The sequence below is a fragment of the Escherichia sp. GZ89 genome (genome assembly GCF_019366485.1).
In the GTDB taxonomy this organism is placed as follows: domain Bacteria; phylum Pseudomonadota; class Gammaproteobacteria; order Enterobacterales; family Enterobacteriaceae; genus Escherichia; species Escherichia fergusonii.
In genome coordinates this window covers 14295-27569 of record NZ_JAEOHX010000021.1, presented here as the reverse complement: position 1 = coordinate 27569, position 13275 = coordinate 14295, and the positions used below count along the sequence as shown (strand labels likewise).

General features: G+C 44.7%; 13 protein-coding genes and 1 other RNA gene. 6 read left to right on the top strand and 8 right to left on the bottom strand.

Features of this window, described 5'->3' with window-relative positions:
* The 3 genes from K0335_RS21210 to K0335_RS21200 all read left to right on the top strand — a co-directional run.
* On the top strand, nucleotides 1–501 hold a 501-nt coding region (locus K0335_RS21210), incomplete at its 5' end, for a tail fiber assembly protein (protein ID WP_219394097.1).
* A 554-nt stretch (nucleotides 502–1055) separates the two neighbouring features.
* A complete protein-coding gene (locus tag K0335_RS21205) occupies nucleotides 1056–3044 on the top strand; it encodes a DEAD/DEAH box helicase (RefSeq protein WP_219394095.1) in 1989 nt (662 codons plus the stop codon).
* On the top strand, nucleotides 3041–3679 hold the full coding sequence (locus K0335_RS21200) for a hypothetical protein (RefSeq protein WP_000011690.1): 639 nt from the start codon (nucleotides 3041–3043) through the stop codon (nucleotides 3677–3679). The genes K0335_RS21205 and K0335_RS21200 overlap by 4 nt, the downstream gene beginning before the upstream one ends.
* Before the next feature lie 450 nt (nucleotides 3680–4129).
* Here K0335_RS21200 and K0335_RS21195 read toward each other — a convergent pair whose 3' ends face one another.
* From K0335_RS21195 to smpB, 3 genes are all read right to left on the bottom strand, one after another.
* Nucleotides 4130–5050: a hypothetical protein gene (locus tag K0335_RS21195; RefSeq protein WP_001072748.1), complete on the bottom strand. Its 921-nt coding sequence runs from the start codon at nucleotides 5048–5050 to the stop codon at nucleotides 4130–4132.
* 167 nt (nucleotides 5051–5217) lie between these two features.
* Nucleotides 5218–5580: a transfer-messenger RNA gene (gene ssrA / locus K0335_RS21190) on the bottom strand.
* 214 nt (nucleotides 5581–5794) lie between these two features.
* Nucleotides 5795–6277: an SsrA-binding protein SmpB gene (gene smpB / locus K0335_RS21185; RefSeq protein ID WP_000162574.1), complete on the bottom strand. Its 483-nt coding sequence runs from the start codon at nucleotides 6275–6277 to the stop codon at nucleotides 5795–5797.
* 170 nt (nucleotides 6278–6447) lie between these two features.
* Here smpB and ratA point away from each other — a divergent pair, with 170 nt between their 5' ends.
* The gene (gene ratA, locus K0335_RS21180) at nucleotides 6448–6885 is read left to right on the top strand and encodes a type II toxin-antitoxin system toxin RatA (protein ID WP_001300750.1); all 438 of its coding nucleotides are present in this window, start codon (nucleotides 6448–6450) and stop codon (nucleotides 6883–6885) included.
* Nucleotides 6875–7165, top strand: a complete 291-nt coding sequence (locus K0335_RS21175; protein ID WP_001117842.1) for an RnfH family protein — start codon at nucleotides 6875–6877, stop codon at nucleotides 7163–7165. Before ratA ends, K0335_RS21175 begins: the two co-directional genes overlap by 11 nt.
* A 59-nt stretch (nucleotides 7166–7224) precedes the next feature.
* On the opposite strand, the gene bamE is transcribed toward K0335_RS21175, so the two are convergent.
* The 3 genes from bamE to nadK form a co-directional block, all read right to left on the bottom strand.
* Nucleotides 7225–7566: an outer membrane protein assembly factor BamE gene (gene bamE, locus K0335_RS21170; RefSeq protein ID WP_001203437.1), complete on the bottom strand. Its 342-nt coding sequence runs from the start codon at nucleotides 7564–7566 to the stop codon at nucleotides 7225–7227.
* 148 nt (nucleotides 7567–7714) lie between these two features.
* Complete coding sequence (gene recN / locus K0335_RS21165; protein WP_000880951.1) at nucleotides 7715–9376, bottom strand: DNA repair protein RecN; 1662 nt, start codon at nucleotides 9374–9376, stop codon at nucleotides 7715–7717.
* An 85-nt stretch (nucleotides 9377–9461) separates the two neighbouring features.
* Nucleotides 9462–10340 carry an NAD(+) kinase gene (nadK, locus tag K0335_RS21160; RefSeq protein WP_001059169.1) on the bottom strand — a complete coding sequence of 293 codons (879 nt, stop codon included), beginning with the start codon at nucleotides 10338–10340 and terminating at the stop codon, nucleotides 9462–9464.
* Between the two features lie 121 nt (nucleotides 10341–10461).
* Here nadK and grpE point away from each other — a divergent pair, with 121 nt between their 5' ends.
* Nucleotides 10462–11055 (top strand): nucleotide exchange factor GrpE, encoded by a 594-nt coding sequence (gene grpE / locus K0335_RS21155; protein WP_001296310.1) that lies wholly within the window; start codon nucleotides 10462–10464, stop codon nucleotides 11053–11055.
* 54 nt (nucleotides 11056–11109) lie between these two features.
* On the opposite strand, the gene K0335_RS21150 is transcribed toward grpE, so the two are convergent.
* On the bottom strand, nucleotides 11110–12396 hold the full coding sequence (locus K0335_RS21150; RefSeq protein ID WP_219394099.1) for an HlyC/CorC family transporter: 1287 nt from the start codon (nucleotides 12394–12396) through the stop codon (nucleotides 11110–11112).
* A gap of 20 nt (nucleotides 12397–12416) precedes the next feature.
* Nucleotides 12417–13208, bottom strand: a complete 792-nt coding sequence (locus K0335_RS21145; RefSeq protein ID WP_001338897.1) for an inner membrane protein YpjD — start codon at nucleotides 13206–13208, stop codon at nucleotides 12417–12419.
* Nucleotides 13209–13275 lie beyond the last annotated feature (67 nt).

Below are 13275 nucleotides of genomic sequence, written 5' to 3'. Positions count from 1 at the left end.
GATGCATACATTCCCCCTCATACAGGTCTGCCTGCAAACAGTACCGATATTGCACCGCCAGATATTCCGGCTGGCTTCGTGGCTGTTTTTAACAGTGAGGATACATCATGGCATCTCGTTGAAGACCACAGGGGAAAAACGGTCTATGACGTGGCATCAGGGGACGAGTTATTTATTTCTGAACTCGGCCCGTTACCGGAAAATGTCACCTGGTTGTCGCCGGATGGGGAATATCAGAAGTGGAACGGCACAACCTGGGTGAAAGATGCAGAAGCAGAAAAACTGTTTCGGATACGGGAGGCGGAAGAAACAAAAAACAGCCTGATGCAGGTAGCCAGTGAGCATATTGCGCCGCTTCAGGATGCTGCAGATCTGGAAATCGCAACGGAGGAAGAAAACTCGTTGCTGGAAACCTGGAAGAAGTATCGGGTGTTGCTGAACCGTGTTGATACATCAACTGCACCGGATATTGAGTGGCCTGCAACCCCTGTTATGGAATAATCGTTCCTGTTGTAGCCACAGTCACGTCATATACAAGAACTTGCTGGCCTAAGAAGAGTTCGTGCTGATTTTGAATATAAAATCAGCATTACAACGCCCGAAATACCCAGGCTAAAAAATTTCTTAGGACATTATCAGCTGGCGATACATAGATGGACTGGATACTAGACCGATAGGGGCGCTGTATGCGTCATCTTGTCGTGATGCTGGCGAAGTTGTGCGAACGAAGTATTAACTTTTGCAGCCTAGCTGATTCAATTGATGCAGCCACACTAACAGGGCGCTTTTTTTCCATGTAATGGTTGTAGAAGACGTTTCTGAGAGGGATTAAATGAAACAGCAAATACGTCATATGTTAGAGCATGTTGTGGTTGACTGTTGAACACACCTATCACAAATGTGCTTCTTTAGAAAGAGAATTTACATAAGCAAATTGCAACATGTTTTTTTTCTGAGTAAATAGTATGATTAACAACGCAGACTACCATTTTCTTACATGGCGAACCTAATTAAGAATTAAACGCGAGTAGATTACCCGCTTTAGAGGAGGATTTATGTCCGGTTACTGTTTTTACTCTCAGGATGCATTAGCCTTAGCCCAGGCAGCTGGAGTTGATGTAATAATAAACGAGTATGCTGAGAAGAATAAAAAACAGACATATGTTCTTTGTCGTCCCCTGTCAAATGAGGATGTAAAGTATGATTATGACCAAGCGATAGCGGTATTTTCGGCTGGTATAAAACCTTTTTTTATGAATTTAGGAGATGACGTCGAACTCTTTGAAGAGTATCAAGAGGATTTTCTAGAGGATGTATCATATTTAGCAGAGAAATTTAAGTATCGTAGTAAAATTGGAAGAAAAAAGACATGGCAAGATTTATTTGAAGTACTTTCTGTTGGTGATACCGATTTCAGTAAGTTGGAGGTTGAAACTAAAGAAAGTAGAATAATTGATTTGCTAATCTCGCTTATTGTGGGAAGTATTAACGATACTTCAAGAATTAATCTTGAAGCAAGTAATTTATTAGATACAATAAAATCAAAGATTATTTTATTTGATACTGATCAAACAAAATTCGTTTTCCAAAGTGGAATTGGAAAAAAGACTGTAATACAAGGCTTGGCTGGTTCGGGGAAAACAGAACTCCTTTTACATAAATTAAAAGAGGTTTATTTAAGGAACCCTGATGCTAAAATTGCATTTACTTGTTTTAATAAAATACTTGCATCTACAATGAGAACTAGGATACCAGAGTTTTTTGATTTTATGCGAGTGGAAAAGCAAATTGAATGGGGTACGAAACTTTTTTGTTTTAACTCTTGGGGTTTGACTAAAGATCCCTTTTCTGGGATGTATAGATATATATGTCATTATTACGAAATTCCATTCGGTGGTTTTGGCAACGGAGATTTCGATGCTCTTTGCAAAAAAGCCATTTCGGATATAAAAAAAAGTGGGCGGTCTGATGAAAAAGCTCTCGATTATGTGTTTATAGATGAAAGCCAAGATTTTCCACAAAGCTTCATTGAACTATGTGAAATGGTTACATCTAAAAAACTATATGTAGCGGGCGATGTATTTCAAAATATATTTATGCCGATTAATGATAACGTGAATCGAGCAGATATAGTTCTTAAAAAATGTTATCGCACAGATCCAAAGAACTTAATGTTTTCTCATGCATTAGGAATGGGACTTTATGAGAAACCGGTGCTTCGGTGGTTGAAAGAGACTGAGTGGGATTCTTGTGGATATAAATATAATAAGGTTGGGGATAGAGTACATTTATCTAGGGATCCGTTAAGACGCTTTGAAGATATTCCAAAAAATCATAAAAGTACGGCTATTCATTTACTAAAAGAAGTGGATAATGGTCCAGATAAAATAGTTGAAATTATTAAGGATATTCAGGCCCGCAATCCTACTTTAGAGCAAGGAGATATAGCAGTCATTTTCCTTGATGCTGGTGGTTATATTTATGATTATATTCAATCACTAAAATCAAAAGTCAAGTTGCAGCTTGGTTGGGACTCTAATATTTCACATGAGACAAAATCAAAACAAGATGGGAAGCTTTTTATTTCCAATATAAACAATGCAAAAGGGCTTGAGTTCCCATTTGTTATTTGTTTTGCTATGAAATTAGTAAAGAGAGCAAACTTTCGAAATGCTCTGTATACTATGATGGCTAGATCTTTTTTAGAAAGCCATTTAGTTTTAAATAATGATAATGAAAATCCGGCAATACCTACTATTATTGAAGGTTTAGATTTTCTCAATAAAAATGATTATATGGATGTAAGACTTCCGTCGGATGAGGAAATAAACAATCAAAAGGATTATATTATTTTGGATGAGTCTGTCTCTATTAATCAAATGGTTAAAAAATATTGTGCAGATAAAAAATCCACACCTCGCTTAATAGCAAAAGTTACTCACACTGTAGAAACTATAATAGCAGGTCTTGATGATGATGATGTCGATGATGACTATATAAATAGATTGATTGAAATAGAATATATAAGGAATAAAAAGTTATGAGTTTTTATTTCTTTAATAATGTACCTACAGTGTACCTTGAAAAGTTCTGCGCTGTAAGAGATGCATTTTCCAATCTGGAAAATCTTCTTATTGCTGCGGAAATTATAAATACATGTCATGACTGTTGGAATAAAGAAACAAATGATTTCGATTTGCTAATAAGTACAGGTACTCATAAGCGAATTCTGGTGAGGAAACCGGATGGTTTTTTTTCTATGAATTTACCATTTCAAGTAATTGAGTATGAAAGCAATATCTGTTTTAACTATGATGCCTATGGGCTTCCTGTTAATGCAGAGTTTATTTCTCGATGCAGGAATGTAATAAATACTTGCAGTAATGGCGCTTTTTCTCAGGAGGCAATTGCTCTTGAATTGTGTGATAACTTTGATCGAGATATTCAAAGTGCTATAAATTATGCTGATGCAATTTGTTCATTGTTGTTAGTTGATCATGGGTATTTTAGGTTTGATGATGATCCTAAAAATGCGAAGGACAAAGTGCATCCAAGATATCACTTTGATTTTTTCTTCAATAATTCTACCAATGTAAAGATAGGCTGTAATACTCGTTTGGATGAATCATTTTTTTTAGAACTATTTGATGTAAATAAAGATCGCCCCTATCTGGCTTGAATTATAAGCGCCCATCAGGGCGCTTATAGGGTGAGATGAGTATTAGAAAGAGGCTGTTTTGGATAGTGTTTTTATAAATATTTACATATATCATAACTTTTGCCAATGTAATATTTGAATTCTTCTATTACGTATTTAAGTATCGTTTGGCTTTTTTTCTTTGGCTATCCTGCACTCAATAAGCATAAAAATCCATTTACATTGTTTTTGCATATGACATGTTTTTAATTGTTCGAATGGATCGTGTTAGTACTATTTTATCTGGTAAAAAGTAGATGTAGATATTAGGAAGTTTTTTTTGAATGATAATGGAGCAATTAAGATTTTTTATTCTAACCATTCCCTAGAAATACTCTGCCTAAAAAATAGACATAATATAGCAACCATAATAGGCCGGTTTTTGGTGGCATGAAAGGATTTTTAATCCTTGTGCCTGACACCTTATCATGATTATGAAAGACCGTAGTATTTATTTAGCGCGGTGGTAGCGGCTTGAGTTGCTACCGCTATTCCTATACCCAAAATACCATGGGCTGCTTTACTTGCAATATTTGCCAGCCATTTACTAACAGATTGACCGTATTCATCACGTCTGTTAGCTATCGGGCCATCTTCACCAATAGCAATTTCTAAATCGTTTACATCAGATTTAGGAAACCCCTGAGCTAAGAGATATTCTTTTAATGATTCAATGTTGTTTTTTACGATATGGTTATTCACAGAAAATGAGTTTTCATTTCCGAAGTTTATAACAGTATTATCTCCAAAAATTGAGTTATGAAACAATGAAGACGTGTCGATATTTTTAAGTTTTTCTGTCATGTTTTTCTCATCTGATATTTCAGAAACTTGATCAGAAAGTTCAAGTATAAAATCAAGTAGCCGTGATCTGACCTGAGTTAAGATGGAAGTGAAGTTATGTAGCGCGATCTCTTTATAACAGCATGTTAACTCATAGCCTCTATCGATACCTTTGCAATATTTAACTAATGCATAATCTAAAGGAATTGGCTGCTGCAGGGTGTGGCTATCACCAGCATTGGTTACTAGGTCTTCGATTTGACTGATTGAAAGTCTAACTTTACTGGTTGTAGCATCTTCATAGTCATCTTCACTGAGATAGCCAATCGGTAAAGGAAAAGCTCTATATAGGCGAATGCCATTGTTCAGATCTGCAAGAATTCTTGTGCCAACAATTCTATAATCGGGAAGGGAAACTGAATCAGAATAACCGTTTATCTCATGATTTACCCATGCAGCAAGCTCCTTTTTCCCGATAGAGAAAAGAAGGATCTTTGTTTTTATGAGAGCATCTGTTGTGCCTTCATCACCAGTACTTAGTATCTGAATGATTTCTTGCAGTTGGTTCATATGTCTTATCCCATAAAAAAGCCCGCATAAGCGGGCTTCTATGTCACTAAAGAGCCGCGGCTCCTTTGCGTATCCTTTTTTGTCTCCTCACCGTCTGGTCGGTGTCCTGCTGAGACTGCTAACTTCCTGTTTTTGTTGGTGTTGTCCTTACATTGTCCAATCATGATTGGTGGAGCTGGCGGGAGTTGAACCCGCGTCCGAAATTCCTACATCCTCGGTACTACATGCTTAGTCAGTCTTTACATTCGCTTGCCAGCTGCGGACGGACACGCCACTAACAAACTAGCCTGATTAAGTTTTAACGCTTCAACCCCAGGCAGGGCTTCCACGCGATCTCTTTTGGGTTTGACCTCTCTTGATCCCCGTCCTAAGAGCGGAGGCTAGGGAGAGAGGGCTCTAAGCAGGTTATTAAGCTGCTAAAGCGTAGTTTTCGTCGTTTGCGACTATTTTTTGCGGCTTTTTACGAGGCCAACCGCCCCTCGGCATGCACCTTGGGTTTCGCAAATCCCGTCGAATCCAGAATCAGCCCCAATGTGTAACGGTAATTATACCAGATTTATGAGCGCCATGACCAGCCTCAATGGTGTTATCGTTAAAGTTTTAGCGCCCATGTAGCCTGATTTTTATTCGATTAAGCAATGGGATGGCAACATTTGCGTCGGATGTGATAGTCCATAAGGTGTTCATTCGCGCCGCCGGAGAGGGAGGCGCGGTGAGGAGCGGGTCAATAATTGGAGTACAGATTTAACGGTGGGCGTTTTTCATGATACGCGCTTTATCCACCTGCCATTCGCGTTCTTTGATATCTGAACGTTTATCGTGCTGTTTCTTACCTTTGGCGACGCCGATTTTTACTTTGCACCAGGCATTTTTCCAGTACAGGGAGAGCGCCACTACGGTATAGCCTTCTCGATTGACGCGACCGTACAATGAGTCCAGTTCCCGCTGGTTGAGAAGTAACTTGCGGGTACGGGTAGGATCGCACACTACATGCGTGGAGGCCACTGCCATTGGCGTGATGTTAGCGCCAAACAGAAATGCCTCTCCGTCACGCAGAAGGACGTAGCTGTCGCTGATATTGGCTTTTCCTGCGCGCAGGGATTTAACCTCCCAGCCTTGCAGAGCAAGTCCCGCTTCGAACTCTTCTTCGATAAAGTATTCGTGACGGGCGCGCTTGTTAAGTGCGATGGTCGCTGAACCAGGTTTATGTGCTTTTTTCTTCGTCATAAGCGTCGTGAATCATCGGTAATCTGAAATCGAAAACACCCCATATCATTCCTGCGGGGGACAAGGCTCTATCTTAGCATGAACCCGGTGTTACCCAGTGTCGGGATAGCGTTTTTTTTACAGCAGGATAAATGATATTATTTGTTGGATTTTTGTTGATGGAAATTGTTATGCCTCAGATTAGCCGGACCGCACTGGTACCCTACAGCGCGGAGCAAATGTATCAGTTAGTGAATGACGTTCAGTCTTATCCTCAGTTTTTGCCGGGTTGTACCGGAAGTCGGATTCTGGAGTCCACTCCTGGGCAGATGACCGCGGCGGTAGATGTCTCTAAGGCCGGGATTAGCAAAACGTTTACTACCCGTAACCAGTTGACCAGTAACCAAAGTATTCTTATGAATCTGGTGGATGGGCCGTTCAAGAAATTGATCGGTGGTTGGAAGTTTACGCCGCTGAGCCAGGAGGCGTGTCGTATCGAGTTTCATCTCGACTTTGAGTTTACCAATAAGTTGATTGAACTCGCCTTTGGCCGCGTGTTTAAAGAGCTGGCGGCTAATATGGTCCAGGCTTTTACGGTTCGTGCGAAAGAGGTTTACAGTGCCAGGTAAAATTGCCGTTGAGGTGGCTTATGCTCTACCTGAGAAGCAGTACCTGCAGCGCGTGACGCTGCAGGAGGGCGCGACGGTTGAAGAAGCTATTCGCACCAGTGGCTTGCTGGAATTGCGTACCGATATCGATTTAACTAAAAACAAAGTCGGCATTTACAGCCGTCCGGCAAAACTGAGCGATACCGTGCATGATGGCGATCGGGTGGAGATTTATCGTCCTCTCATTGCCGATCCGAAAGAGCTTCGCAGGCAACGAGCAGAAAAATCAGCGAATAAATAAACCAGAAAAAAGGTGCTCAATGAGCACCTTTTTTAACGTCTTTGAGGACAACTTTATTATTAGTTACCACTCAGCGCGGGTTTGTTATCAATGTTGGTCAATACACCGCTACTGTTAAAGGTCAGCGTCAGCGTTTGCTGCGTTACACCTTCATGACCTGGTTGCTGGCGGAAGACATAGAACCAGGTATTCGTACCAAATGGATCGGACATCAGCGGTGTACCCAATGCGTACGCAACTTGTTGTTGCGTCATGCCAACACGTATTTTGGATACGTCGTTAGCGGTCAGATAGTTCCCCTGGTTGATGTCAGGACGGTAAACCACTCGCTCCAGAGTGGAACAGCCTGCGGTCAACATCAATAGTACTGCTGCTGCAGCAGTCAGCGTTTTACAGCGCATAGTGATTTGATTCCTTTTCGGGCCCGAGCAGTACGTGGCTCATCTGTAATATGCCGATGATAATAGACCTTTCATCACTTTAAAACCTTTTGCTTTCCGGTCTAACGGCGTTTTGCTGTTTACTCTGACCGTGAAGCAGGAAAAAAGTTTACGCTGCAAGCAGTTCTTTCGCATTCGCCAGTGTGTTACGTGTGACTTCACTGCCACCAAGCAGGCGAGCCAGCTCTTGTAACCGCGCTTTTTTGTCCAGCGACTCCATATGCGTTTCTGTCATCGCACCATCGGTTTCTTTGCTGACAAAATAGTGTTGATGACCACATCCCGCGACTTGTGGCAGGTGGGTAACACACATCACCTGAGTTGATTCGCCGAGTTGACGCAGCAGTTTGCCGACAACTGCCGCTGTTGGACCGCTAATCCCTACATCCACTTCATCAAAAATCAGTGCCGGGGTTTCCATTTTACGCGCTGTGATGACCTGAATTGCCAATGCGATGCGGGACAATTCACCACCAGATGCGACTTTGGCAATAGGCTGCATTGGCTGACCTGGGTTGGTGGTTACCCGAAACTCAATACGATCAGCGCCGTCAGCGCCCAGGTGATGCTCGTCAAATTTAACATCAATCGTAAACTGCCCATGCGGCATAGAGAGTGCATGCATACTGTCGGTGATCAGCTGTGCCAACTCATTTGCATAATGCTGGCGTTGCTGGTGTAACGCGCGCGCCGTTTCCAGTGCCTGCTGATGATGTTTCGTTACCGCCAGCGCGAGCGTTTCTTGTGAGTCGGCCTGATCGTCCAGTTGCTGCTGTTCTTCCAGTAGCGACTGGTAATACTGTGGCAATACCTCAGGGCTGACGTGATGTTTACGTGCCAGCGAAATCTGTTTTGAGATGCGCTGTTCAAGTTCAAACAGTCGGTTGGGATCGAGATCCAGACGATCGCAGTAGTGGCGTAGTTCGTCGCTGGCTTCAACAATCTGGATGGTAGCTTCTTCCAGCATATCAAGTACGCCGGACAGTTTGCTGTCCATGCCAATCAATTCGCTCACCAGTTGTTTAGCCGTGTAAAGCTGACTTTGCAGGTTTGCGTCTTCACCGTCGGCCATTAATGCCAATGCATTCTGGCTGGTGGTCAGCAATTGACCGCTGTTCGCCAGACGTTTGTACTCTTCGTCGATTTGCTCAAACTCTCCGGGCTGCGGATTAAATTCGTTAAGTTCTTTTAATTGGTATTGCAGCAGCTCCGCACGAGCGGCGCGTTCCTGACTTAACTGTTGATGATGCGCGAGGTCGCGGCAGCTTTGATGCCACAACTGATAACGTGCGGTCATTTCCTGAAGCAGAGAGGTTTCATTAGCATAGCCATCAAGCAGGAATTTTTGGTGCTCGGGTTTGGTGAGTAATTGATGGGCGTGCTGACCATGGATCTGAATGAGCAACTGGCCCAGTTCGCGCAGTTGTGACAGTGGAACAGCTGTACCGTTGATAAAACCACGAGAGCGACCATCGCTACTGATTACGCGACGAAGCAGGCATTCACGGCCATCTTCCAGTTGGTTTTCTTCCAGCCAGCGCAGTGCTGCGGGTGTATCTTTCAGAGAAAAACGGGCGCACAGATCTGCGCGAGCAGCTCCGGTACGCACCATGTCGGCTTCAGCGCGACCGCCGAGACAAAGGCCCAGGGCATCTATTGCAATAGATTTACCCGCGCCAGTCTCGCCGGTGATTACGGTCATGCCGCTGTGAAAATCAATCTCAAGCTCACGAACGATAGCAAAGTTGCTGATGGTCAGTTGTGCCAACATAGTTGTTTTCCTGTATGAAAAACCATTACTGTTATTGTGTACAGTATAAACTGGTTTTATATACAGTAAAGAGGCTGGCGTAAAATTAGAATAATTTTTTTGACCAGCCGAGCTTGGTGCTTAATGTATTGAAATAACTGTAATCTTTCGGATGAATAAGATTCAGATGGTAATCACAGCGACGAATCAGGACATCTTCTCCTTCCTGAATCGGCAGTGCTATCTGGCTGTCGCAACTGATTTCCAGGTCGTTACGGCGATGTGAAAAACGCAGACGGATCGTGCTGCTGCTGTTTATGACCAGTGGTCGTGCTGACAACGTATGCGGGAACATGGGCACCAGGGTAATCGCATCCAGAGAAGGCGTCAGGATTGGACCGCCTGCCGAGAGGGAATAGGCGGTGGAGCCTGTGGGCGTTGAAATAATTAGCCCATCTGATCGCTGAGAAAACGCAAAGATCTCGTCGATATATACTTCGAACTCAATCATATGCGCCACTTTGCCTGGATGAAGTACCACTTCATTTATAGCGGTGCTGATGCGCTTTTGGCAATCTTGCTGACAGACTTGCGCTTCCAGCAAAAAACGTTTCTCGCTGATGTAGTGACCTTCCAGCACATCGGCTAATTGTTGCTGAGCGTTATCGGGATCAAGGTCGGTCAGGAAACCCAGGTTGCCACGGTTGATTCCAATAACTTTAATATCGTAACGGGCGAGCGTGCGCGCCGCGCCCAGCATATTACCGTCGCCACCAACGACTACCGCGAGATCTGCCAGTTGCCCAATCTCCGCGAGCGTGCCAGTTTTCACATTCTTCAGTTGCAGTTCGTGAGCGATTTGCTGCTCGACGATGACCTCGTAACCTTTTGTGCACAGCCAGCGGTAGAGCATTTCATGTGTTGTCAGTGCAGTGGGGTGCCGTGGGTGTCCCACAATGCCAATACACTTGAAATGATTATTCATTTTCCGAGGTCCTTGTTGCGAAGATTGATGACAATGTGAGTGCTTCCCTTGAAACCCTGAAACTGATCCCCATAATAAGCGAAGTTAGCGAGATGAATGCGAAAAAAACGCGGAGAAATTCATGAGTAGTAAAGAACAGAAAACGCCTGAGGGGCAAGCCCCGGAAGAAATTATCATGGATCAGCACGAAGAGATTGAGGCAGTTGAGCCAGAAGCTTCTGCTGAGCAGGTGGATCCGCGCGATGAAAAAATTGCGAATCTCGAAGCTCAGCTGGCTGAAGCCCAGACCCGTGAACGTGACGGCATTTTGCGCGTAAAAGCCGAAATGGAAAACCTGCGTCGTCGTACTGAACTGGATATTGAAAAAGCTCACAAATTCGCGCTGGAGAAATTCATCAACGAATTGCTGCCGGTGATTGATAGCCTGGATCGTGCGCTGGAAGTGGCTGATAAAGCTAACCCGGATATGTCCGCGATGGTTGAAGGTATTGAGCTGACGCTGAAGTCGATGCTGGATGTTGTGCGTAAGTTTGGCGTTGAAGTGATCGCCGAAACTAACGTGCCGCTGGACCCGAATGTGCATCAGGCCATCGCAATGGTGGAATCTGATGACGTTGCGCCAGGTAACGTACTGGGCATTATGCAGAAGGGTTATACGCTGAACGGTCGTACGATTCGTGCGGCGATGGTTACTGTAGCGAAGGCAAAAGCTTAATTTCTGTTTTCGTCATAAGTCACGGCCCTGCAGGCGAATGCCGGGCCGTTTTCGTTACTCCGCCACACTCTCACGCAGCGGTTTCACAGGAAAAACTTTTACCTGCTTAATCATATTGTCCTGTACATCGAGAATATCGATATCGTACTCGCCAATACGCACGCGAGTTCCTGCGACAGGAATCTCTTCCAGTGCCTCAAGAATGACGCCATTAACCGTTCGTGCATCATCTTCCGGTAGATGCCAGTTAAAGGCTTTGTTGATTTCCCGCACGTTGGCAGTGCCATCGGTAATCACCGAACCGTCGTTTTGCGGCGTGACCTCTTCGGCGAGCGTTGGCGACATCGACGTGGTGAAATCGCCGACAATCTCTTCGAGAATATCTTCAACCGTCACCAGCCCCTGAATGTCTCCGTACTCGTTGACGACCAGGCCGACTTTCTTTTTGTTGCGCTGAAACTTGACCAGTTGCGTGCTGAGTGGCGTGCCTTCGGGCACAAAATAGATCTCGTCCGCGGCGCGTAGCATGGTTTCTTTGGTGAACTCTTTTTTCTCCGACATCAACCGCCAGGCTTCACGTACTCGCAGCATACTGATGGCGTCGTCCAACGAGTCACGGTAGAGCACGATACGTCCGTGAGGTGAGTGGGAGAGTTGGCGCAGAATCGATTTCCAGTCATCGTTGATATCAATACCGATAATTTCACTGCGCGGCACCATGATGTCATCGACGGTCATCTTTTCCAGATCGAGTACCGAAAGCAGCATATCCTGATTGCGTCGGGAAATTTGTGAGCGCGATTCGTGCACGATAGTGCGCAACTCTTCTTTGCTCAAAGAGCCGCTAACCACGATATCGGTTTTGATACCCATCATGCGCATCAGCATACGGGTGATAGCATTCAGCAACCAGACCAGCGGCATCATCAAAATTTGCAGCGGAGCCAGCAGAAAACTACTCGGATAAGCGACTTTTTCCGGGTACAGCGCGGCAATGGTTTTCGGCAATACCTCAGCAAAAACCAGTACGACAAAAGTCAGCACACCAGTCGCAATTGCCACGCCCGCATCGCCGTACAAACGCATCCCAACAATAGTGCCGAGCGCGGAGGCAAGAATATTGACCAGGTTATTGCCGATTAACACCAGGCTTATGAGGCGGTCTGGCTTACGCAGCAATTTTTCGACGCGTTTGGCCGAGCGATTACCCTGTTTCGCCATATGCCGCAGACGATAGCGGTTGAGGGTCATCATTCCGGTTTCGGACCCGGAAAAATAGGCTGAAATGACCACCATGATGATCAGAATAATGATCAACGTGGTAGTAGATATGTGTTCCAGGGGAAACTCCTTTTCTGGGATTAGCTGATTAACTGCTGGACAATTCGGCTACCGAAGTAGGCCAGTGTCAGAATGACCGCACCCGCAACGTTAAACCAGACGACGCGGCGTCCACGCCATCCTTCATGATAATGTCCCCACAGCAGCACAATATAGACAAACCACGCCACGATAGAGAGCACGGCCTTGTCGATATTTTCCATGCTAAATAAGTTGTGCATGTAGAACAGACCAGTGCAAAGAGTGAGCGTTAACAGCACCACGCCAATCTGCGTGATGTGGAACATTTTACGCTCAATACTCATCAACGGCGGCATTTCCTGGTTAAACGCCAGCTTCTTGTTCTTCAGTTGGTAATCAATCCACGCCAGTTGTAATGCATACAGAGCGGCGATAATCAGCGTGGCATAGGAAAAGAGCGATAAGCCAATGTGAACCAGCATCCCAGGCGTTGCTTCCAGATGGGTGATGTATTCATTGGGCATAAAGGTGGCCAGCGCCAGGTTGATAAGCGCAAAGGCATAGACAATGGGTAGCAGCAACCAGCCACGATTGCGAGAAGCCACGATGGTCATTACCGTACAGATCATCAAACTGACCAGCGAACCAACGTTCAGCAGGCTGAGGTTTTGTCCGCTATCACCGTCGGGCAAGATACGGGCTTCCAGAGCGATTGCGTGGCAGACCAGCGCGATGACCGCAGAAATAATAGCCATGCGCCGCCAGCCGCCGTTTTTTTGCAGCAGACCGGGAACAATCAGCGCAAGACTGACGGAGTAGGCGACAAGCGCGAGCAGAGCAAAAACGGGCATAGTGATGTCGACAGTTTGAGCAATAAGAAAGAGAAGCAGTATAGCGTCAGGTGAACGCTGCTCCAAC

Excerpts from the sequence above, each read along its gene's own strand:
- ratA (WP_001300750.1), top strand. The coding sequence starts at position 6,448 with ATGCCTCAGATTAGCCGGACCGCACTGGTACCCTACAGCGCGGAGCAA.
- K0335_RS21205 (WP_219394095.1), top strand. The coding sequence starts at position 1,056 with ATGTCCGGTTACTGTTTTTACTCTCAGGATGCATTAGCCTTAGCCCAG.
- K0335_RS21195 (WP_001072748.1), bottom strand. The coding sequence starts at position 5,050 with ATGAACCAACTGCAAGAAATCATTCAGATACTAAGTACTGGTGATGAA.
- grpE (WP_001296310.1), top strand. The coding sequence starts at position 10,462 with ATGAGTAGTAAAGAACAGAAAACGCCTGAGGGGCAAGCCCCGGAAGAA.
- nadK (WP_001059169.1), bottom strand. The coding sequence starts at position 10,340 with ATGAATAATCATTTCAAGTGTATTGGCATTGTGGGACACCCACGGCAC.
- smpB (WP_000162574.1), bottom strand. The coding sequence starts at position 6,277 with ATGACGAAGAAAAAAGCACATAAACCTGGTTCAGCGACCATCGCACTT.
- recN (WP_000880951.1), bottom strand. The coding sequence starts at position 9,376 with ATGTTGGCACAACTGACCATCAGCAACTTTGCTATCGTTCGTGAGCTT.
- bamE (WP_001203437.1), bottom strand. The coding sequence starts at position 7,566 with ATGCGCTGTAAAACGCTGACTGCTGCAGCAGCAGTACTATTGATGTTG.
- K0335_RS21145 (WP_001338897.1), bottom strand. The coding sequence starts at position 13,208 with ATGCCCGTTTTTGCTCTGCTCGCGCTTGTCGCCTACTCCGTCAGTCTT.
- K0335_RS21200 (WP_000011690.1), top strand. The coding sequence starts at position 3,041 with ATGAGTTTTTATTTCTTTAATAATGTACCTACAGTGTACCTTGAAAAG.